The 21,859-nt window shown below is 67.1% G+C and carries 17 protein-coding genes; 4 read left to right on the top strand and 13 right to left on the bottom strand.

All coding sequences use genetic code 11. The annotated features are described in order from the left end of the window. Positions 1–52: 52 nt before the first annotated feature. Together scpC and GGR25_RS19585 are read right to left on the bottom strand one after the other, a co-directional pair. A complete protein-coding gene (gene scpC / locus GGR25_RS19580; protein WP_183400554.1) occupies positions 53–1,543 on the bottom strand; it encodes a succinyl-CoA:acetate CoA-transferase ScpC in 1,491 nt (496 codons plus the stop codon). Between the two features lie 122 nt (positions 1,544–1,665). Continuing rightward, entirely contained in the window at positions 1,666–1,884 is a 219-nt protein-coding gene (locus GGR25_RS19585; protein WP_210300028.1) for a hypothetical protein, read from the bottom strand. A gap of 230 nt (positions 1,885–2,114) precedes the next feature. Here GGR25_RS19585 and GGR25_RS19590 point away from each other — a divergent pair, with 230 nt between their 5' ends. Together GGR25_RS19590 and GGR25_RS19595 are read left to right on the top strand one after the other, a co-directional pair. Further along, positions 2,115–3,950 carry an aminopeptidase P family protein gene (locus GGR25_RS19590; RefSeq protein WP_183400555.1) on the top strand — a complete coding sequence of 612 codons (1,836 nt, stop codon included), beginning with the start codon at positions 2,115–2,117 and terminating at the stop codon, positions 3,948–3,950. Positions 3,951–4,076: 126 nt separating this feature from the next. After that, positions 4,077–4,601, top strand: a complete 525-nt coding sequence (locus GGR25_RS19595) for a PRC-barrel domain-containing protein (protein ID WP_183400556.1) — start codon at positions 4,077–4,079, stop codon at positions 4,599–4,601. An 82-nt stretch (positions 4,602–4,683) separates the two neighbouring features. On the opposite strand, the gene ligA is transcribed toward GGR25_RS19595, so the two are convergent. The 3 genes from ligA to aceA all read right to left on the bottom strand — a co-directional run bounded on the left by ligA (position 4,684) and on the right by aceA (position 8,710). Continuing rightward, positions 4,684–7,122: an NAD-dependent DNA ligase LigA gene (gene ligA / locus GGR25_RS19600; protein WP_380146545.1), complete on the bottom strand. Its 2,439-nt coding sequence runs from the start codon at positions 7,120–7,122 to the stop codon at positions 4,684–4,686. A gap of 89 nt (positions 7,123–7,211) precedes the next feature. After that, entirely contained in the window at positions 7,212–7,406 is a 195-nt protein-coding gene (locus GGR25_RS19605; RefSeq protein WP_183400558.1) for a DUF4170 domain-containing protein, read from the bottom strand. A gap of 14 nt (positions 7,407–7,420) precedes the next feature. Continuing rightward, positions 7,421–8,710 carry an isocitrate lyase gene (gene aceA, locus GGR25_RS19610; RefSeq protein WP_183400559.1) on the bottom strand — a complete coding sequence of 430 codons (1,290 nt, stop codon included), beginning with the start codon at positions 8,708–8,710 and terminating at the stop codon, positions 7,421–7,423. 161 nt (positions 8,711–8,871) lie between these two features. On the opposite strand from aceA, the gene GGR25_RS19615 reads away from it, so the two are divergent. Then, positions 8,872–10,296, top strand: a complete 1,425-nt coding sequence (locus GGR25_RS19615; protein ID WP_183400560.1) for a helix-turn-helix domain-containing protein — start codon at positions 8,872–8,874, stop codon at positions 10,294–10,296. A 12-nt stretch (positions 10,297–10,308) separates the two neighbouring features. Here the strand turns inward: GGR25_RS19615 and GGR25_RS19620 are convergent, their stop codons facing one another. Next, positions 10,309–11,574: a multidrug effflux MFS transporter gene (locus GGR25_RS19620; protein WP_183400561.1), complete on the bottom strand. Its 1,266-nt coding sequence runs from the start codon at positions 11,572–11,574 to the stop codon at positions 10,309–10,311. Positions 11,575–11,909: 335 nt separating this feature from the next. On the opposite strand from GGR25_RS19620, the gene GGR25_RS19625 reads away from it, so the two are divergent. After that, positions 11,910–12,662 (top strand): class I SAM-dependent methyltransferase, encoded by a 753-nt coding sequence (locus GGR25_RS19625; RefSeq protein WP_183400562.1) that lies wholly within the window; start codon positions 11,910–11,912, stop codon positions 12,660–12,662. A 19-nt stretch (positions 12,663–12,681) separates the two neighbouring features. Here the strand turns inward: GGR25_RS19625 and recN are convergent, their stop codons facing one another. The 7 genes from recN to GGR25_RS19660 form a co-directional block, all read right to left on the bottom strand. Next, positions 12,682–14,361 carry a DNA repair protein RecN gene (gene recN / locus GGR25_RS19630; protein ID WP_183400563.1) on the bottom strand — a complete coding sequence of 560 codons (1,680 nt, stop codon included), beginning with the start codon at positions 14,359–14,361 and terminating at the stop codon, positions 12,682–12,684. Positions 14,362–14,375: 14 nt separating this feature from the next. Next, the gene (locus GGR25_RS19635; protein WP_183400564.1) at positions 14,376–15,260 is read right to left on the bottom strand and encodes an outer membrane protein assembly factor BamD; all 885 of its coding nucleotides are present in this window, start codon (positions 15,258–15,260) and stop codon (positions 14,376–14,378) included. Positions 15,261–15,492: 232 nt separating this feature from the next. Then, positions 15,493–16,449, bottom strand: coding sequence for a UDP-3-O-acyl-N-acetylglucosamine deacetylase (gene lpxC, locus GGR25_RS19640; protein ID WP_183400565.1), 957 nt, complete (start codon positions 16,447–16,449; stop codon positions 15,493–15,495). A 276-nt stretch (positions 16,450–16,725) separates the two neighbouring features. After that, positions 16,726–18,465, bottom strand: a complete 1,740-nt coding sequence (ftsZ, locus tag GGR25_RS19645) for a cell division protein FtsZ (protein WP_183400566.1) — start codon at positions 18,463–18,465, stop codon at positions 16,726–16,728. 100 nt (positions 18,466–18,565) lie between these two features. Then, complete coding sequence (gene ftsA / locus GGR25_RS19650; RefSeq protein WP_183400567.1) at positions 18,566–19,888, bottom strand: cell division protein FtsA; 1,323 nt, start codon at positions 19,886–19,888, stop codon at positions 18,566–18,568. After that, a complete protein-coding gene (locus GGR25_RS19655) occupies positions 19,888–20,769 on the bottom strand; it encodes a cell division protein FtsQ/DivIB (RefSeq protein ID WP_183400568.1) in 882 nt (293 codons plus the stop codon). Before GGR25_RS19655 ends, ftsA begins: the two co-directional genes overlap by 1 nt. A gap of 20 nt (positions 20,770–20,789) precedes the next feature. After that, positions 20,790–21,713, bottom strand: a complete 924-nt coding sequence (locus GGR25_RS19660) for a D-alanine--D-alanine ligase (protein ID WP_183400569.1) — start codon at positions 21,711–21,713, stop codon at positions 20,790–20,792. Positions 21,714–21,859: the final 146 nt, after the last annotated feature.

The following is a 21,859-nucleotide window of genomic DNA, read 5'->3' on the forward strand; positions in this document are numbered from 1 at the left end:
ACTACGATGAAGGCGCACAGCCAAAGGCCGCGCGAGGCCCGGCCGCAGCCCCCTACCCCTTCATCGACCCCGTCTTTTCGAGCCGGTCGTACCATTCGAACGCCTCGTTGAGCAGGTGCGGGGTCTGGCCGCCGCGTTTCAGCGCGCGCGTAAAGTAGTCGCGCGCCTGGTCGCGGAAATCGGCGTGCATGCAATTGGCGATGATCACTTCGGCGCGCTCGCGCGGGGCGAGACCTCGGAGGTCCGCCAGGCCGTTCTCGGTGACGATCACGTCGACATCGTGCTCGTTATGGTCGACATGCGGCACCATCGGCACAATGCGCGAGATCGTGCCGCCCTTGGCGAGCGACTTGGTGACGAAGACGGCGAGATAGGCGTTGCGCGCGAAATCGCCCGAGCCGCCAATGCCGTTCATCATATGCGTGCCGCCGACATGGGTCGAATTGACATTGCCATAGATGTCGCATTCGAGCGCGGTGTTGATGCCGATGATGCCGAGGCGGCGGATGACCTCGGGATGGTTCGAAATCTCCTGCGGACGCAGGATCAAACGGTTCTTATACTTGCCGATATTCGGGAAGACCCGCGCCTGGCAGGCCGAGGACAGCGTGATCGACGAGCCCGAGGCGAAGACGAGCTTGCCGGAATCAAAGAGGTCGAAGGTACTGTCCTGCAGCACTTCGCTATACATGGTGAGATCGTGGAACGGGCTGTCGACCAGCCCGGTCAGCACTGCATTGGCGATCGAGCCGATACCGGCCTGCAGCGGGCCGAGGCGGTTGCTGAGCCGGCCCTTCGCCACCTCGCGCGACAGGAACTCGATCAGATGGCCGGCGATGGCGCGCGTGTCCGCGTCGGGCGGCGTCGTCTCGGCGGAGCTGTCCTGCTGGTTGGTGACGACGATGGCGACGATCTTCGCCGGATCGATCGGAATGAACGGCAGGCCGACGCGGCTCTCGGGCGAAACGACGGGGATCGGCTCGCGATAGGGCCGGCGCGTCGGGATGTAGACGTCGTGGATGCCTTCGAGGTCGACATGCTGGCCGAGATTGATCTCGACGATCACGTGCTTCGCCAGGATCGCGAAGGTCGCGGAATTGCCGACCGAGGTGGTCGGCACGATCGCGCCCTCGCGGGTGATTGCGGCCGCCTCGACGACGGCGACATCGATCGGGCCCATCTGGTGCGAGCGGACGAGCTCGACCGTCTCGGACAGGTGCTGGTCGATGAACATCACCTCGCCGCGATTGATCGCAGCGCGGAGCACGGGGTCGGACTGGAACGGCAGGCGGCGCTTCAGCACATGGGCTTCGGTCAGCACCTTGTCGATGCCGCTGCCGAGCGACGCGCCCGTCATCAGCGTGATGCCGAGCGGCTCGGTCTTGGCACGCTCGGCCAGCGCCAGCGGCACGGCCTTGGCGTCGCCGGCGCGCGTGAAGCCGCTCATGCCGACGATCATGCCGTCCTGGATGAAACGGGCGGCCTCGGCGGCACTCATGACCTTGTCCCGCAGCGAGGCGAGACGAATACGTTCCTGCAACATGAATAATCCGGTCAGACGATAAGTCTGCCGGACCATAATCACAAACGATGCTGCGACGCACGCAAGATCGAACGCGGCGCGACGGGCTGTCGCGCCTGCGTCAGGTTCTCGTCATCGGGAAACTAGATCGGGCTGCCGCCCAGCGCGCGCTCATGCGTCTCGCGGTCGAAGCCGAAGGTCGCAAGCGTCGCGTCGTCCAGCGAAAGCTGGTAGCCGTTCACGTAACGCGGCATCTGCCGGTCACGGACATGGTTCATCCGGGCAACGGCCCGGCGGACGACGCCATGGCCGCGGCTTCCCGCCGGGGCAACGCCGATTTCGCCATATGCTCGTGCCATCATTCCAATATTCCTTTTCGCGGAGCGCTGACGCCCTCTCCTCGTGGTCCAACATATAGCGGCTGAGGAGAGTCGGCAGAACACCCAGCGGGACATGCCAGACATGCGCATTTTGCATCGCACAAGATTCGGCCACATTCATGCCGCGATGCAAACAGAGCCGTTGACGCGATTGCCCCCGGCGAGCCTGCCCGTTAGGGTCTCGTCAACAATTCGAGACGGAAAGCCCTGAAATGTTCCAGAATTTCGATGCGCCGGCCCGCTCCCAGCCGATCGGCGGACGGCTCGTGGCCTTGCGGGCGGAGCTCGCCAAGCACGGCGCCACCGGCTTCATCGTTCCCCATTCGGACGAATATCAGGGCGAGTACACGCCCGCCTCGGCCGAGCGCCTCACCTGGCTCACCGGCTTCACCGGCTCGGCCGGCGTTGCGATCGTGCTGGCGCATGAGGCCGCGATCTTCGTCGACGGGCGCTATACGCTGCAGGTGCGCGACCAGGTCGATGTCGCGGACTTCGTGCCCGAGCATCTCGTCGAGGCGCCGCCGCATCAATGGCTGCGCGGCCGGCTGAAGCATGGCGACCGGCTCGGCTATGATCCGCGCCTGCTGACACTCGCGGAACTGCGCCGGTTCGATGCGGCCGCGAAAAGCGCCGGGGCGGAGCTCGTCGCGCTCGAAGAAAACCCGATCGACCGGGTCTGGACCGGACGGCCGGCCGCCCCGATCGGGGCCGTCTCGCTTCAGGGCGAGGATCTCGCCGGGGAAAGCGCCGCCGAGAAGATCGAGCGCCTCCGCGCGCTGCTGGCGGAGAAGAACGCCGACGCCGCGGTGATCGCGCAGTCCGATTCGATCGCCTGGGCGTTCAATCTGCGCGGCAGCGACGTGCCGCATAATCCGATCGCGCTCTCCTATGCGATCCTCTACCGCGAGGGTCCGCCGACGCTCTATATCGACGGTCGCAAGCTCTCCAACGTCGTGCGCGACGCGTTGTCCGATCTCGCCGATATTCGCGAGGAAGCGGCGATCGGCGCCGATCTCGAACGGCTCGGCAGTTCAGGGGCCCGACTGCTCGCCGATCCCGCGACGACGCCAGCCGGGCTGCTGACGCCTTTCATCGCGGCCGAGGGCACGCTGGTCGAGGGCAGCGATCCTGTCACGCTGCCCAAGGCGCGCAAGAACGCCGTCGAAATCGCCGGAACCAAGCGGGCGCATCTGCGCGACGGCGTGGCCATGACGCGCTTTCTCGCCTGGCTCGATCGCGAGGCGCCGAAGGGCGGTCTCGACGAGATCGCGGCTGCGCGGCGGCTGGAGGCCTTCCGCGCCGAGATCGGCGAGGAAGACGGCATGCCGCTGGTCGAGATCTCGTTCGACACCATCTCCGGCGCCGGCTCGGACGGCGCCATCGTGCATTACCGCGTGACCGAGGCGACGAACCGGACCATCGAGCCGGGTTCGCTCTATCTGGTCGATTCCGGCGCGCAGTTCCGCGACGGCACCACCGACATCACGCGGACAATCGCCGTCGGCGCGCCCACGGCCGAAATGCGCGAACGCTTCACGCTCGTGCTCAAGGGCCATATCGCGCTCGCCACCGCCCGCTTTCCGGCCGGCACCACCGGCGCACAGCTCGACACGCTGGCGCGCATGGCGTTGTGGCAGAAGGGGCTCGATTATGACCATGGCACCGGCCATGGCGTCGGCGTGTTCCTCTGCGTGCATGAAGGACCGGCGCGGATTTCGAAGGCCGGCACCGTGCCGCTCGAACCCGGCATGCTGCTCTCCAACGAGCCCGGCTATTACAAGACCGGCGCCTATGGCATCCGCATCGAGAACCTCATCCTGGTCACGCCGCCCGCGGCGATCGCGGGCGGCGAGCGTCCCATGCTCGCCTTCGAGACGCTGACGCTGGCGCCGATCGACCGGACCCTCGTCGAGCCCACCCTGCTCACGGAAGCCGAACTCAACTGGCTCGACGCCTATCATGCCCGCGTGCGCGCCGCGCTGGCGCCCCGTCTGGAGGGCGAGGCGCTCGATTTCCTGATCCGCGCGACACAACCCTTCGCTGCGTAAAGCTGGCAATCGTTCCATCACGGAATACGAAATCCGTTCATACTCCGTGATGGAACGGTGACTCCCCGACTCCGTTACCCCGATGAGCAAACGCTCTAAATCGAGACAAAACACGGAGTTACGACCATGAAGAAGATTCTCGCGGCTACGGCGCTGGCAGGCTTCCTCGCGGCCGGTCCCGCCTTTGCCCAGGATGCGACCACCCCGGCCCAGGTGCCGGCTGCAACCACCGATATGAGCACGCCTTCGACGCCGGCGGAGCGCTTCATCACCATCCAGGCGCCCGATGACTGGCTCGCCTCGCGCATGATCGGCTCGGCCGTCTATGGCCCGGGCGACGAGAAGCTGGGCGACATCAACGATGTCATCGTGGCCAGCAACGGCCAGATCAAGGCCGTCGTGCTCGGCGTCGGCGGCTTCCTCGGCATCGGCGAGAAGAACGTCGCCGTGAACCCGGGCGCCCTCGAGCGCGTCCGCCAGGAGAATTCGGTGCGCTACCAGCTCGCCACCACCAAGGAAGAGCTGACGGCGGCGCCTGAGTTCAAGGCCCTCGACGCGGTCGATGCCTCGACGACATCCTCGACCACGCCGGCCGAGCCGATGACCCCGGCGACCCCTGCCCCGGCTGCCCCGGCCGCGCCCGCGCAGTAACGCCGTCGTCTATCTGACGATCGACGAGAGCCCCGCCTTGGCGGGGCTCTTTTCGTGCGTGCCGGCGGGCGCGCCTTTGTCGCTACCGGCTCGCCTCATCGAGCAAAGCGAGCCATTCGTCTTCGCTGATCACGCGAACACCGAATTTCGTCGCATCGGCCAGCTTTGAGCCGGCGCCGGGACCTGCCACGACGAGGTCCGTCTTCTTCGACACCGATCCGGCGACCTTCGCGCCGAGCCGCTCGGCGGTGGCCTTGGCCTCGCTGCGCGTCATCTTTTCGAGATTGCCGGTGAAGACCATGATCTTGCCGGCCAGCGCGCCGCCCGTCGCCGGGCGCGCCACATCGGTGACGCTGACCTCGGCGAGGAGGCCCGAAACCACCGCCTCATTGTGCGGCTCGGCAAAGAAATCGGCGATCGAGATCGCCGCGACCTCGCCGACATCGCCGAGCGAGGCAAGTTCGCGGAACGCCTCGCCGGGCTGTCCGCCCGCCGCTTCGCGCGCCGCGCGGATCACGCCGACCGCATCGCCGAAATGCGCGAGCAGATTGTCGCGCGCCGGCTTGTTGAGCCCCGCCCGGTTGAGCGCCGCTTCGACGTCGAGCGCGCCGAGAAGATCGCCCGAAAACTCCCCCGCCGCCGCGATCAGCTTGTCGCGCGACCCGGCGCCGACGCGCGGAATCTCCGTCAGCGTCTGCCAGGCCTCGCCCGGCAGCCCCTCGATCGCGCGCGCCACCGCCTCGCGGAAGGCGTCGATGCCGACATAGCGCTTGGCGAGTGCCTTGGCCGTCGCCTCGCCGACATTGCGAATGCCGAGCGCATAGATGAAGCGGTCGAGCGGGATGCTCCGCCGCTCGTCGATGGCGCGGAAGAGCTTTTCGAGGCCCTCGAAGGAGCGGTCCTCGTTCTTGCGCTTCGATTTCGCTTCCGTGCCCTCGCGCTGGCGCCGCTCCTCGGACTGGCGTTCGCGATATTCGGCGAGCGCCACCCGCGCGGCCTCGCGCTTCTCGTGCAGATGGAAGATGTCGACCGGGCTCTTGATGAGGCCGGCCTCATGGAACAGCTGCACATTCTCGTCGCCGAGCCCCTCGATGTCGAAGGCGAGCCGCGAGACGAAATGACGGATGCGTTCGACCGCCTGCGCCGGGCAGATCAGGCCGCCGGTGCAGCGGCGCACCGCCTCGCCCTCCTCGCGCACGGCATGGCTGCCGCAGGCGGGACAGACCGTGGGAAACACATAGGGCTGCGCATCGGCGGGCCGCTTGGCGAGATCGATATCCACCACCTGCGGGATCACGTCACCGGCACGCTGGATGATGACGGTATCGCCGATACGGATGTCACGGCCGCCGCGGATCGGCGCGCCATCGGCGCCGATGCCCTTGATGTAGTCTTCGTTGTGCAGCGTCGCATTGGAGACGACGACACCGCCAACCGTCACCGGATTGAGCCGCGCGACGGGTGTCAGCGCGCCGGTGCGGCCAACCTGGATATCGATGCCTTCCAGCACGGTGAACGCCTGCTCGGCCGGGAATTTGTGAGCGATCGCCCAGCGCGGCGAGCGCGAGACGAAGCCGAGCCGGTTCTGCAGCGCGAGCTCGTTGACCTTGTAGACGACGCCGTCAATGTCATAGCCGAGGCCAGCGCGATCCTCTTCCAGCGCATGATAGAAGGCGAGCGCCTCGTCCACCGCCGTGCAGATCACCATGCGCGGATTGGTCGGCAGGCCCCAGGCGGCAAAGGCCTCGACCATGCCCATCTGCGTCGTCGCGGGCAGCGCGCTCATCTCGCCCCAGGCATAGGCGAAGAATTTCAGCGGCCGCACGGCGGTGATCTTGGCGTCGAGCTGGCGCAGCGAGCCGGCCGCGGCATTGCGCGGGTTCATGAAGGCCTTGCCGCCCTCCTCCAGCATGCGCGCATTGAGCGCGGCGAAATCGGCATGGCCCATGTAACACTCGCCGCGGATCTCGACGATCTCGGGCACGCCGGCCGGGAGGATCTCCGGAATCTCGGCGATCGTGCGGGCATTGGCGGTGACGTTCTCGCCCTCATAGCCATCGCCGCGCGTCGCAGCCGTCACGAGCCGCCCCGCTTCGTAGCGCAGCGACAGCGACAGGCCGTCGATCTTCGGCTCGGCGGTGAAAGGCAGCACCTGCCCGGCATCGAGCCCCAGGAAGCGCCGGGCGCGATCGACGAAATCGACGACGTCCTGGTCCGCGAAGGCATTGTCGAGCGAGAGCATCGGCACGACATGCCGCACCTTGGCGAACTTGCCCGCCGGGGCCGCGCCAACGGACGTGCTGACGGCCGATCTGAGCGCGGGAAAGCGCGCTTCGATGGCATAGAGCCGCCGGCGCAGCGCGTCATAGTCCGCGTCCGAGATCGTCGGCGCATCTTCCTGGTGGTAGCGGATATCCGCCTCGGCGATCCGCGCCGCGATCACCGCATGCTCTGCCGCAGCCTCGGCCTCGCTCAGGGCGGCGACGTCTCGATCCAATGGCGTTTCCGACGGCATGGCGATAGCTCCTCTGCCGAAGAGCTATGCCATCGCCGCCGGACGCCGGGCAAGGGCCGGTGGACTGTGCGGGGGATCCCCGGCCTCACCCGAGCCTAAGTACGCTCCGCTGCGATCGTGAAGCGCATCAGGCATTGGCTGCGGTTTTCCTCCGAGAGGCGGCGCCAGGCCTCTTCCGCTGCGCCGCGTTCGCCGAAGGGGCCGAGCACGCGCTGCGTGCCCTCGATCAGCCTGTCGAACGCCATCGAGGCGTATTCGCCGCCGACGATCCAGAAACGGGACGTGTGCATGATGGAGCCTCCCCTCATTCGGCCGCTGTCAGGAACTGTTCGGTCTCGGTCGATTCGGCCATGGCCGTGGTCGACGAGAGCCCGCCGGTGATCGCCATCGACACCTGGTCGAAATAGCCGGTACCGACCTCGCGCTGGTGCCGCGTCGCGGTGTAGCCGATCGCCTCGGCGGCGAATTCGGCCTGCTGCATCTCGCTATAGGCGCCCATGCCGCGATCGCGATAACCGCTCGCGAGCTCGAACATGGAGTGGTTCAGCGCGTGGAAGCCCGCGAGCGTCACGAACTGGAACTTGTACCCCATGGCGCCGAGCTCGCGCTGGAACGTCTCGATCGTGTCGCGGTCGAGCTTCGCCCGCCAGTTGAACGAGGGCGAGCAATTATAAGCCAGCATCTTGCCCGGATACTGCGCATGGATCGCCTCGGCGAAGGCGCGCGCATCATCCAAATCCGGATGCGAGGTCTCCCACCACAGGAGATCGGCATAGGGCGCGAAGGCGAGACCGCGTGCGATGCAATGCTCGAGACCCGTCCCCTCCTTCAGGCGGAAGAAGCCTTCCGCCGTCCGCTCGCCGGGCACGATGAACGGCCGGTCGCGCTCGTCGATATCCGAGGTGATCAGCCGCGCCGATTCGGCGTCCGTGCGGGCGACGACCAGGGTGCCGACACCCATCACGTCGGCCGCGAGGCGCGCCGCGACGAGATTGCGCTCATGCGCCGCCGTCGGGATCAGCACCTTGCCGCCGAGATGGCCGCACTTCTTCTCCGAGGCGAGCTGGTCCTCGAAATGAACCGCCGCCGCGCCGGCCTCGATATAGGCCTTCATGATCTCGAAGGCGTTGAGCGGACCGCCGAAGCCGGCCTCGGCATCGGCGACGATCGGGGCGAACCAGTCACGCGAGACCTTGCCCTCGGAAAGCTCGATCTGATCGGCGCGCTGGAGCGTCCGGTTGATGCGCCGGCAGAGCTCCGGCCCGGCATTGGCCGGATAGAGGCTCTGGTCGGGATACATCGCACCGGCCGTATTGGCATCGGCCGCGACCTGCCAGCCGGACAGATAGATCGCCTGCAGGCCGGCACGGACCATCTGCATGGCCTGGTTGCCGGTGACCGCGCCGAGCGCGTTGACATAGGGCAGCTCGTTCAGCTGGCGCCAGAGACGATCGGCGCCGCGGGCCGCGAGCGTGTGGTCGATGGCCACCGATCCGCGCAGCCGCGCCACGTCGGCGGCGGCATAGGGGCGGCGGATGCCGTCGAAGCGGCCGGGCGCCTGGTTGGGGACGAGCTTGGCGAAATCGGGTGACATAGTCCTCTCCATGACAACGTTTGACATCTCCGCCGCAATGGCGGTGTAATGCCGTTGACAGGATCAGTTACCCGCATTCGCTCGCCGAAAACAAAGGGTTTCTCAGCAAATCGGGATGCGATGTCGAAGCTTTACCGCTGCTTTCGTTGAATTGTAAAACTATGACAAATGAACTCGACCGGAAGCTCTTCATCGGCCCGCGCCTCAGACGGCTCAGGCGTGATCTCGGGCTGAACCAGACCAAGATGGCCGAGGATCTCGGCATCTCGCCGAGCTATGTGAACCTGATGGAGCGCAACCAGCGCCCCGTCTCGGCGCAGATCCTCATCCGCCTCGCCGAGGTCTATGACGTCGACGTGAAGCAGCTCGCCGCCGGCGAGGACGATCGCAGCCTCGCCGAGATCAGCGAGCTGATGCGCGATCCGCTGGTGCAGGATCTCGCTGTGCCGGCGCAGGAGATGCGCGACCTCGTCGAGAACTGCCCGACGCTCGCGCTCGCCCTGCAGCGGCTGTACCAGGCCTATCAGCAGACGCAGCGCCGGCCGGACGATGGCACGGCGACCGCCCTGCCCTTCGAGCCCGTCGACGCGGTCCGCGCCGCGATCGAGAACGCCCGCAACTATTTCCCCGAGCTGGACGAGGCCGCGGAGGCGCTGGCTGGCGAACTCGCCGCGGCGGACAGCGAACTCTTCGCCGGGCTCGCCGCCCGCCTCCAGTCGCGGCACGGCGTGCGGCTGCGCATCCTCCCCGACGAGGTCATGACGGGCGCCATACGCCGCTTCGATCGCCATCGCCGGCACCTGCTGCTATCGGAGCTGCTCGGCCCCTCGGCGCGGGTCTTCCATGCCGCCTTCCAGCTGGGCACGCTCGAACAGGCCGCCACGCTCGATGCGACGGTCGAGGCGAGCGGCCTCGCGGATCCGACGGCGCGGCGGATGTTCCGCGTCTTCCTCGCCAATTATTTCGCCGGCGCCGTGCTGATGCCCTATGGGCGCTTCTTCGCGGCGGCCGAGGCGACGCGCCACGACATCTCGGTGCTCGGGCGCAAGTTCGGCGCCAGCTTCGAGCAGGTCTGCCATCGCCTGACCACGCTGCAGCGGCCGGGCGCCAAGGGCGTGCCCTTCTTCATGATCCGCGTCGACGATGCCGGCAATGTCTCGAAGCGCCATGCCTCCGGGCGATTCCATCTCTCGCGCTTCGGCGGCACCTGCCCGCTCTGGAACCTGCACGAGACCTTCCGCGCGCCGAACACGATCCTGACGCAGCAGCTCGAAATGCCGGATGGCAGCCGCTTCTTCTCGATCGCCTCGACGGTCGCCGGCACGCCGCAGCCCTTTCCGCGGCGCGAGGCGCGCTTCGCCGTCGCGCTGGTCTGCGAGATGAAATATGCGCCCCGCCTCGCCTACGCCGCGTCGCTGGCGGGTGAGCCGATGCCGATCGGCACCAATTGCCGGCTCTGCGAGCGGACGGACTGCCTGCAGCGGGCCGAACCGCCGGCCGCGCGCCCGATCCTCATCGACGAATGGGTGCGCGGCACCGCGCCCTTCCGCTTTGATCCGCCGCGCCGCGGGGTCGACCCCGCGTGAAACCGGGCGCGATCAGCGGCCCGGCAGCGGATCCGGATTGTGCGGCCGGAACAGGCGGCCCTTCTCCGTCCACAACGTCACCGCGACCCCGCCGATGCCGATCGCCAGATAGCCGATCGCCATCGGCAGCACGGTGCCGTTGAAGCTCTGGCTGATCAGCATGCCAATAAGTGCCCCGACAAGGGTGGTATAGGCGCCGATCACGGAAGAGGCCGTGCCGGCGATATCGCCGAGCGGCTCCATCGCCATGGTGTTGAAGTTCGGCATGGTCAGGCTGAACAGGAACTGGCAGCCGGCAAGCGTCAGCGCGAAGAGGAGCAGCGGCGGCTTGCCGTGGAAGACGAGCGCGACCACCACCATGGCGGCGGCGAAGACGATGAAGCCGCAGACGCCGACATGCGACAGGCGGCGCATGCCAAGCCGGCGCACCAGCTTCGAATTGACGAAGGAGGCGACGCCCATCAGCGCGGCGATCACCCCGAAGACGAGCGGGAAGAGCGAACCGAGCCCATAGACCTCGGTCTCGAAGATCTGCGGCGCCGAGCCGAGATAGCCCATCAGCGAGCCATACATCAGCGCCATGCCGGTGGCGTAGCCGAGCGTCACGCGCTCCGACACGCACCGCTTCATGCCGGCGCCGACGCGGGCGAAGGAGAAGGGCTTGCGATATTCGGGATGCAGCGTCTCCGGCATGCGACGCCAGAACCAGATGGCGAGCATGGCGACCAGCACCAGCATCGACACGAAGATCAGGTGCCAGGTGCCGAACAGCAGGAAGAAGCCGCCGACCGACGGCGCGATGACCGGCACGACGATGAAGATCATCATGGTGATCGACATGACCCGCGCCATCTCGCGGCCATGGAAGCGGTCGCGCACGATGGCGACGGATAGGATGCGGGTGGCGGCCGCGCCCATGCCCTGCACGGCGCGCGCGATCAGCAGGATCGTGAAGCTGGGCGCAAAGATCGCCACCACGGTGCCGACGGCGAAGACCACAAGACCGATCATCAGGGTCGGGCGGCGGCCGATGACATCCGAGATCGGCCCGTAGAAGAGCTGCATGGTGGCAAAGCCGATCATGTAGACCGTCAGGATCAGCTGCGCCTCGTTGACGCTGGGAAGCGCATAGTCCACCGCGATCGGCCCGAACGCCGGGAGGAGATTGTCGATCGACATGGAGCCGAGCGCCATCATGAAGGCGATGATGCCGACGAATTCCAGAAAGGTCGGGGAAGGCGCTGCGCGCGCGGTGCGAGCCGCAGTGAGGATGGACATCAATATTCTCAGCTTTCGCGAACGGCGGAATGGCCGAGCGCCCTGGACCGACGGCCCGCGAGCGCGCGCTGTGGGGCGGCGGATCGGCGCAAAATCTTTCTACGCCCAAAAACGGGACGCTTCCATGACAGGCGTCACACGGCAAGGCGCGACGCGCAGTCGATCTACTGCCTGATATTACATGGAAGCCTTATGATCAATCAGGCTCTTCTTTCGCGACGCACGATTTCGTGACCGGCAGACCGGCGCCGGCGAGGCGCGATGCTTCCCCTCGTCGTGATTCGGTCGTGCTCTTCGGGCAGAGAAGCGGGCTCGAAACGGAGAGGGACGAACCGATGGGACGCTTCGCGACGACGGCCGAAACCTATGCCCGCTATCGCGAGCCCTATCCTCCGGAGTTCTTCGCCCTGATCGCCGAGCGGCTCGGCCTCGTCGGCACCGAGGCGCTGATCGATCTCGGCACCGGACCCGGCGTGCTCGCGCTCGGCTTCGCGGCCTCTGTCCGCTCCATCCTCGGCGTCGATCCGGAACCGGGCATGCTGGCCGAGGCCCGGGCGGCTGCAGCCGCTGCCGGCGTCGCCTTGCCGCTCATTCACGGACGGACGGAGGATCTGCCAGCCGATATCGGGACCTTTGATATCGTCACGATCGGCCGCGCCCTGCACTGGATGGACCGGCCGGCAACCCTCGCCGTGCTGGACCGCATCCTCGCGCCCACAGGCGTCATCCTCATCTGCGGCGCGCGCACGGATCGCGGCGCGGCGAATCCGTGGCGGGAGCCTCTGGAGCAGCTTATCAACGCATGGGTGCCGAATGCGGCACCGGGACGTCACTGGGTCTATGAGGGCTGGTTCGACGACACGCCCTTCGCCGCGGATGGTGCGGTCGAGGTGCCGTTCACGCGTCCCGTCACGCCGGAGGCGCTGTTCGAGCGCATCCTGACACGCTCCGTCACGTCGGCCGCCGTGCTCGGCACGCGGGTGGAGGCGTGCCGCGCGGAAATGATGGATGTGCTCGCGCCGTATTTTCCGGACGGCGTCCGTGACGAGGCGCTCAGCGCCAAGGCCGAATTCTACCGTCGCCGCTGATTCTGGGTGGGCGGCGGCCTCAGCCGGCCCCGCCCTCTCCCGCGATGAGACGCGACGCAGCCGCGCGCGCCTCCTCGGTCACGACGCTGCCGGCCAGCATGCGGGCGATCTCCTCGCGCCGCTCGCCGCCGCCGAGCACGCTGACGCCGGTCGCGACGCGATCCTCGCCCGCGAGCGCCTGCTTGGCGATCAGGAAGTGATGGCCGGCCCGCGCCGCGACCTGCGGCGCATGCGTGACGGAAAGGACCTGGACCCGCTCGGCGAGGCGGGCGAGACGTCGGCCGATCGCCTCGGCGACCGCGCCGCCGACGCCGGTGTCGATCTCGTCGAAAACGAGGGTCGGCGCCGAGCCGCGATCGGCGAGCGCCACCTTGATCGCGAGCAGGAAGCGCGAAAGCTCGCCGCCGGACGCAACCTTCATCATCGGGCCCGGCCGCGTGCCGGGATTGGTGCGCACCACGAAGGAGACGGTGTCGATGCCGCTCTCGGTGCGCTCTTCCGGATCGCTCTCGATCGAGACGATGAAGGCCGCGCGCTCCAGCTTGAGCGCAGGCAGTTCTTCCGCGACGCGCGCCTCGAGTTCGGCGGCGGCCTCGCTGCGGCGGGTGGACAGCGCGGCTGCGAGCGCATCATAGGATTTCCGCGCCGCCTCGGCCGCGACTTCCAGCGCCGCGAGCCGCTCCTCACCCGAATCGAGCGCCGTCAGATCCGCTTCCATCTTGTCGCGCAGCCCCTCGAGGCCCTCGACCGGAACATCGAACTTGCGCGCCGCACCGCGCAGCGCAAAGAGCCGCTCCTCGGTGCGCTCCAGCTCGCGCGGATCGAAGGCGCTTTCCGTGATGGCGCGCGCGAGCAGCGTCTCCGCCTCCTCGAGCCCGTCGATCGCGCTGTCGATGGCCTCGACGACGCCGTCCAGCAAGCCGCCCGCCTGGTCGCGCTTGCGCTCGAGCCGCCGCGCCAGCGAGGCGAGCGTCGGCACGGGCGAAGCGGAACCGGCGATGGTGTCATGCGCGTCCGAAAGATCGCCCGCGATCTTCTCGACCTGCATCAGCCGATGGCGCCGGTCGGCCAGCTCGACCTCCTCGCCCTGCTGCGGCGCGAGGCGGCGCAGTTCCTCGACGGAGGCGCGGAGATAGTCGCCCTCGCTGCGGGCCGAGGCGATGCGACGGCGCAGCGCCGCGACGGCGCTCTCCGCGCTCCGCCACGCCTGATGCGCGGCTGCTACGGCGTTTGTCTCGACATCGAGCCGCCCGAACGCGTCGAGAAGGCGGCGATGCACGGCGGGATCGACCAGCGCGCGATCGTCATGCTGGCCATGGATCTCGACCAGCGTGGCGCCGATATCGCGCAGCAGCGCGACGCTGACGGGCTGGTCGTTGACGAAGGCCCGCGTGCGGCCATCGCCGGTCTGGACGCGCCGCAGGATCAGCTCGCCGTCCCTATCGATCGCATTGGCGGCGAGCAGCGGGCGGACGGCATGGTCGGCGGCGACGTCGAAGACCGCCGTGACTTGGCCCTGGTTCGCGCCGTGACGCACCAGAGCGCCGTCGCCGCGCCCGCCAAGGGCAAGCGACAGCGAGTCGAGCAGGATGGATTTGCCGGCACCGGTCTCGCCGGTGAGCGCCGTCATCCCGGCCGAGAATTCGATCTCCAGCCGGTCGATCAGGACGATGTCGCGGATCGAGAGCGCAGCGAGCATCGCCCCCGCGCCCGTCAGCCGGTCACGAGACTGAACGCCTTGCTGATCCAGGAGCCCTTGTTCTCCTGAGGCGACACGCCGCCCTCCTGGAGCAGCTTGTAGGCGTCCTTGTACCAGGGCGAATCCGGGAAGTTATGCCCGAGCACGGCCGCGGCCGTCTGGGCCTCCGGAACGATGCCCATCGCGTAATAGGCGGCGGTCAGGCGATAGAGCGCCTCCTCGACCTGACGCGTATTGGCATATTCCTGGACGACGATCTTGAAGCGGTTGATCGCGGCCGCATATTCCTTGCGCTCGAGATAATACCGGCCGATCTGCATTTCCTTGCCGGCGAGCTGATCGCGCGCGACGAGAATGTCCTTCTGCGCGTCGTCGACATATTCCGAATCCGGATAGCGATCGATCACGAGCTGCATCGCGTCGAGCGCGCGCTGCGTCGATTCCTGATCGCGCGTCACGTCCGGGATCTGTTTGAAATAGGACTGGCCGATCATGTACTGCGCATAGGCCGCGTCCTTGCTGGACGGGTAGAGCGACAGATAGCGCTTCGCCGACTCGATGCAGTCGTCATAGCGGCCGAGGCGATAGTTCGAGAAGGCGCTCATGATCAGCGCCTTGCGCGCCCATTCCGTATAGGGATGCTGCTTGTCGACCTCGTCGAAGCGCTTCACCGCCTGCCGAAGCTTGCCTTCCTGCATCAGGAAAAGCGCCTGATTGTAGAGTTCGCCCGCCGGAACGTCCGGTTCCTCGGGCTTATCCTTCTCGCCGAAGATGTTGCCGAAGCTGCTGCAGCCCGCCAGCGTGATCATGCAGACGATCAAAGCGGCGCGGAGCGCCACCGAACTCGCCCGCCCGAGGGTGTTCAGCTTCGCAGGCAGGTCGATACCGGCATCATTCATGTGCAGCTTCGAGCCGGCGGGGCCGGCCTCGCCTCTCTCGACGGGTCAACGCACTGCCGCTTCTCTAGCCGAAACGACAACAGGGTGTCATCAGCCGTGGCAGTGCTTTGGCGCATTTTCATGGCAAGGTGCGCCCCAATCCACGACAGCCGCGCATAAGGCCCAAAGGGGCCCGCGACGTGATGATTGGCGCGCAGAATCAAGGGTTGTGGCTGCTGGCCGGCGAAGACGGTCAGGACTTGTCCGGACCGAAAGCCGCTTCGCGCAGGCGCACCGGAATCTCGGCACGCACCGGCTGGCGCCGCGGCTCCGCGAAATCGCCGACGAACGTCCAGGCGTCCGAATCAGCCAGAAGTGCCTCGACCATCTTCGCGTTCAGCTTGTGGCCGCCGCGATAGGAGCGATAGGCACCGAGGATCGGCGCGCCGGCAAGCGCCAGATCGCCGACCGCATCGAGCGTCTTGTGACGCGCGAATTCATCCGCGAAGCGCAGCCCCTCGGGGTTGAGCACGCGATCATCGCCGAGGACGACCGTGTTCTCGAGCGAGGAGCCGAGCGCCAGGCCACGCGACATGTAGAACTCGACATCCTTGAGGAAGCCGAAGGTGCGGGCGCGGGCCAGATCGCGGCGGAAATTATGCGGCGTCAGGTCGATCGCGAAGGACTGGCGACCGATAAGCGCCGAGGAGAACTCGATATCGATCTCGAAGCGGCGGCCGTCGAACGGCAGCAGTTCCGCGAAGGAAGCGCCATTATCGACGCGCACCGGCTTCAGAACCTTGATGAAGCGGCGGCTGGCCGCCAGCGGCGCAAGGCCGACGCTGTCGATCAGCGCGACGAAGGCAGCGGCGCTGCCATCCATCATCGGAACTTCCGGCCCGTCGATCTCGACGATGACATTGTCGAGGCCGAGGCCGCTGAACGCCGCGAGCAGATGCTCGATCGTCGCGACCGAGAGCCCCATGCTGGCGATGGTGGTGCAGGATTCCGTGGCGTGGAGGCAATCGATCGTCGCGCGGATCGATACGCTGCTGGCGCCGCTCGCGTCGAGACGCTGGAAGACGATGCCCGTGCCGGCTTCGGCGGGATGCAGCGTCATCGAGGCCGGCTTGCCACCATGCACGCCGATGCCCGCAATGACGACGGCGTCGCGCAGTGTCGTTTGAGCCGTGCCCTGCCGATTCGCCATCAGTTCGCCCCGTTCGACATCATCATGGAAAAAACCGCAGTGCGGCACCCGTGATGTCCCAAGTTTGAAGACGAGCGCCAGATCGCCCCGACAGCCGCTCGAATCGTCTTATCCATTCGCATCTTGATTGTAAGGATAAGGCTCGGACTCCCCGCCAACAAATCACGGTTTCTAACCGTCTGTAACGCCGTTCGCAGGTGCCGTAAGTCCCTATCCTATAATGAAAAAAGCCCGGCGCTGTGAAGGCGCCGGGCTCGATTTCGTAACAGGCCGCGATCAGTTCGCCTGGCGGCGGAGGAAAGCCGGAATCTCCAGCTGGTCATCCTCGTGCCGGGCCTCGCGCGGCATCACGCGGCCGTGCTGGTCCAGTTCCGCCTGCCGCCCGCGATAGGCCTGGTCCTGCGGCATCGGAGCCTGGGGACGAACCGGAGCCGGCTGCTGCTGCCGCGGCGCCTGGGCCGGAGCCTGCGGCGGACGGACCTGCGTACGCGGACCGGTCTGCGGCTGCGGGTTGCCACGAGCGAGGGGCGGCTGCTGCGACTGGGCATCATCCTCGCGACGGCCGAGGCCGACATGTGCGAGGCGGCGCAGAAGGCTCATCGGGCCGCGGTCTTCCTCGTGCTGCTCCTCGCCGCGCGCGGCATGCATCTCGCGCTGGGCGACCACCGGGAAGTCCTCGACCCGCGGCATGCGGGCCGAACCGGGGGCTTCGGCAGCCGGCGGGATGAAGTGCTGCGGCGGCGCATGGTCTTCGACCGGAGCGTGCTGCGGCACCATGCCGAAGTCATGATCGAGCTCGGCCTCGGCATAGGAGACCGGAGCCTGCGGGGCCATCGGGGCGATGGTCACGCCGGGATCGCGGACCGAGGGCTGGCTCGGCACGGCCTGACGCAGCGGCTGGGCCGGGGCCTGCCCCCGCATCTCGGTGTTGACCGCCGGAATTCTCGACTGCGGCTGAGGCTGCGCCTGTACCGCCGCCTGCGCAGCCGCCTTCATACGCTGGTTAAGCTCGGCGATGCGCTGGTCATTAGGGTTTTCGACGGCTTGAACCTCGCTGTCGATGCCGGTCGCGACGACCGAGACGCGGATGACGCCCTCGAGGCTCTCCTCGAACGTTGCGCCGAGGATGATGTTGGCGTCCGGATCCACTTCCTCGCGGATGCGGGTGGCCGCCTCGTCGACCTCGAACAGGGTCAGATCGCGACCGCCCGTGATCGAGATCAGCAGGCCGCGCGCACCGTGCATCGACGTCTCGTCGAGCAGCGGATTGGCGATCGCCGCCTCGGCGGCCATGATCGCGCGCCGGTCGCCCGACGCCTCGCCCGTGCCCATCATCGCCTTGCCCATCTCGCGCATCACCGAACGGACGTCGGCGAAGTCGAGATTGATCAGGCCTTCCTTGACCATCAGGTCGGTGATGCAAGCGACGCCCGAATACAGCACCTGGTCGGCCATGGAGAAGGCGTCCGCGAAGGTCGTCTTCTCGTTGGCGATACGGAACAGGTTCTGGTTCGGAATGACGATGAGCGTGTCGACGCTCTCCTGCAGTTCCTGGATTCCAGCCTCGGCGACGCGCATGCGGCGCGCACCTTCGAACTGGAACGGCTTCGTCACCACGCCGACGGTCAGAATCCCGTGCGAACGGGCCGTGCGTGCGATGACCGGGGCCGCGCCCGTTCCCGTGCCACCACCCATACCGGCGGTGACGAAGACCATGTGGGAGCCGGCGAGGTGATCATTGATCTCGTCGATCACCTCCTCGGCGGCCGCACGGCCGATTTCGGGCATGGAGCCCGCACCGAGACCCTCGGTGACGGCAACACCCATCTGGATGAGCCGTTCGGCTCGCGAAGACATGAGCGCCTGGCTATCGGTGTTGGCGCAGACAAACTCCACGCCCTCGAGGCCCGATCGGATCATGTTGTTGACGGCGTTGCCACCCGCGCCGCCGACCCCGAAGACCGTGATCTTGGGCTTCAGCTCAGTAATGTCCGGCATCTTCAGGTTGATCGTCATGGTACCCTCGTCGTCTAGACCCCTACTGCCGGTGGCGGATACCGGCATCGCTTTCTACGCTTGGGGGCGCTGAGCCGCCGACGCCCCGCCTTTCGGCGACTTAGAAACTCTCCCGGAACCAATGTCCGAACCGGGAGAAGACGCCCCCCGTTCCGGTCATTGCCAGTCTGTGCCCGCGGATCGCCGTGACCTGTTCGATCTGAGCGACCTGCGGATAGATCAAAAGCCCGACCGCCGCCGAGAAGGCCGGCCCCTTGGCCGCCTCCGGCATGCCGGTCACACCGAGCGGCCGGCCGAGACGGACGCTGCGCGCCAGGATGCGGCGCGCCGCCTCGGTGAGGCCGGTGAGCTGGCTGGCCCCGCCCGTCAGCACGATCCGGCGGCCGACCATGGTCTGGAAGCCGGAAGCATTGAGGCGGTCGCGCACCAGTTCGAGGATCTCCTCGGTGCGGGCGCGGATGATGCGGGTCAGCGCCGAGCGCGGCAGCTGGTTCGGAATATCGCGGTCGTCATCGCCGATCGGCAGGACCGAGAGGATGTCGCGCTCGTCGGAAACGCTCGGCAGCGCGCTGCCATGCATCGTCTTGAGCCGCTCGGCATCCTCGATCCTGGTCGAAAGACCACGAGCAATATCGGTCGTCACATGCTGGCCGCCGATGGCGAGCGCGTCGGCATGGACGAACTGGCCGTCCATGAAGACGGAGATCGTCGTCGTGCCGCCGCCGAGATCGACGCAGGCGACGCCGAGCTCGGTCTCGTCCTCGACGAGGGCCGCGAGACCGCTCGCATAGGGCGTCGCGACCATCGCCTCGACCTGCAGATGGCAGCGGGCGATGCAGAGCTCGAGATTGCGCAGCGGCGCGGCCTCGCCCGTCACGACATGCATGTCCACGCCGAGCCGTTCGCCGAGCATGCCGCGCGGATCGCGGATGCCGCCATTGCCGTCGATCGAATAGCCGATCGGCAGCGAGTGCAGCACCGAGCGCTCCGGCGTCACCGAATGCTCACGGCCGGCCGCGAGCACGCGGCGAATATCGGTCTCGACGATCTCGTGCCCGCCGAGCGCCACGGAGGCGGAATAGGCCTCGCTCGCGATCCGGCCGCAGGAGACGTTGACGATCAGCGATTCGACGGTCACGCCGGCCATGCGCTCGGCGGCGTCGACGGCGAGACGGATCGCCTGCTCGGCCTGGTCGAGATCGACGACCACGCCGGACTTCACGCCGCGCGAGCGCTGGTGGCCGATGCCGATCACCTCGACCGCATGGGTGCGGCCGGGAAGCACGTCGCCGAGCTCACGCGGCTTCAACCGTGCGATCAGGCAGCAGATCTTGGACGAGCCGACATCGAGGATCGAAACGATGCTCGACTTGCGGGTCGGGAGGGCGCGGACGCGGCTGTCGGAAGCGACGAAGAGCGGCATCAGGTGCTGGCTCCCTTCCGCTTGGCGAGCTTTTCCTGCTCCTTGATCGCCGCGAGGCGACGTGCGGCGGCATCGGGCGTGAGGCGGACATACATCCGGTCGCCGAGGCGCAGATCGACGACGACGATGTCCTTCGAGAGCAGATCCTTGCCCGAATCGAACGCGGCGACGCGATCGAGCGCGGCCTTGGGCTGTTCCTCGGGCAGCATGATCGTCACGCCATTGTCGAGCACGAGATCCCAGCGGCGCTCGGAGACGAGAACGGCCGCGCGCAGCCGGTCCCGAATCGCCGGATAGGCATCGACGAGGGCCAGCGCCTCGTCCGCCCGCGTATCGGCGCCCTTACCGACGAGACGCAGCAGCTTGCCATAGGAGCCGTTGGCGGCGCCGATTACGCGGCCCGACGCGTCGATCACCGAGAGGTTCTGATCGTGCTGCCAGACGGCGAAGGGAACGCGCTCGTCGATCGTGATCTTGAGTGTGGAGGGATAGATCTTGCGCAGGCTCGCCTGCTGCACCCAGGGCAGCGTCTCGATGCGCTCGCGGGCGGCATCGACATCGACGAAGGGCAGCGACGCGTCGGGCTGCAGCTGCAGCTTGTCGAGCACGGCGACCTCGGAGGTCTCCATCTGGCCGGAGATCCGGACATTGTCGACGACGAGACCCGTGGCACGGCTGAAATCGCTGACGACCTCGTCCACCCGGCCGGCCGAAACGATTCCGGCCACCGCCGTGGCGCCGAAGAGCAGGACGAGCCCCTTGGTGCCGGCATAGGGAGGCAGGCGCCATTCGATGCGGCCCACGACCTTCATGCGACGACGCAGCCACGAGGCGAGCCTCGAGGGCGCCGCCGCAGCCGAAGCCGCGACCCCTTCACCCATCTGACCCTTTGCCCGTCGGCTTATCTGCCGCACGATGCGTCCTCCACCATCCAGCTCACCAGCGCCGGGAAATCGATCCCGGCATGTCTCGCCATATCCGGGACCAGCGACGTTGCCGTCATGCCCGGTTGGGTATTCACTTCGAGGCACACCAACTGCCCGGTGCCCCCCGGCCGATCGTCGTATCGGAAGTCCGCCCGGCTGATGCCGCGACACCCGAGAGCGCGATGGGCCCTCACCGCCAGATTCCGTACATTTTGGTAAACATCTGGTAAAAGCGGCGCAGGAATTACGTGCTTTGCACCGTTGTCGGAATATTTGGCGTCGTAGTCGTACCAGCCGCCGTCATCCGTCACGAGCTCAATGATATCAAAGGCTTCGTCGCCTTTTACGCCGCATGTGAGCTCGCGTCCGCCCACATATCGCTCGACCATGACGGTCTCGCCATAGCGCCAATCGTCAGCAAATAGTTGCTGCGGCGGGTGCGTCGCCCCCTCCCGCACGATCAGCACGCCGAAGGACGAGCCCTCCGCGACGGGCTTCACCACATAAGGCGGCTCCATCGGATGGGCCTTGGCGACGTCGAGGCGGTGCATGAGGAGCGATTCCGCGACCGGTATGCCCGCCGCCTTCATCACGTCCTTGGCCCGCGCCTTGTTCATGGCGAGCGCCGAGGCGAGGACGCCGGAATGCGTATAGGGAATGCCGAGCACCTCGAGGATGCCCTGGATGCAGCCATCTTCCCCATAGGGACCGTGCAACGCGTTGAACGCCACATCGGGCCGCAGCTGCGCGAGCACCTCCGCGACGTCGCGCTGGACGTCCACCCGCGTCACGCGATAGCCCGCCGCCTCGAGCGCATCCGCGCATCCTTTGCCGGAATTGAGCGATACCGGACGCTCGCTCGACCAGCCGCCCATCAGGACGGCGACGTGCTTCGCCAAGGTGCTTCCTCTTCGTCGAATCGAATTCGCTGCAATATGTCAGGGAAGACGAAAGGAAGCGTTAACCAGACAGCGCCCACCGGCGGGACAAATTGACTCGGGGGGAAGCACGAAACGGAAACGGCCCGTCAAGGGCGGGCCGTCCG

Origin of the sequence: Kaistia hirudinis, from assembly GCF_014196455.1 — a bacterium.
GTDB lineage: Bacteria > Pseudomonadota > Alphaproteobacteria > Rhizobiales > Kaistiaceae > Kaistia > Kaistia hirudinis.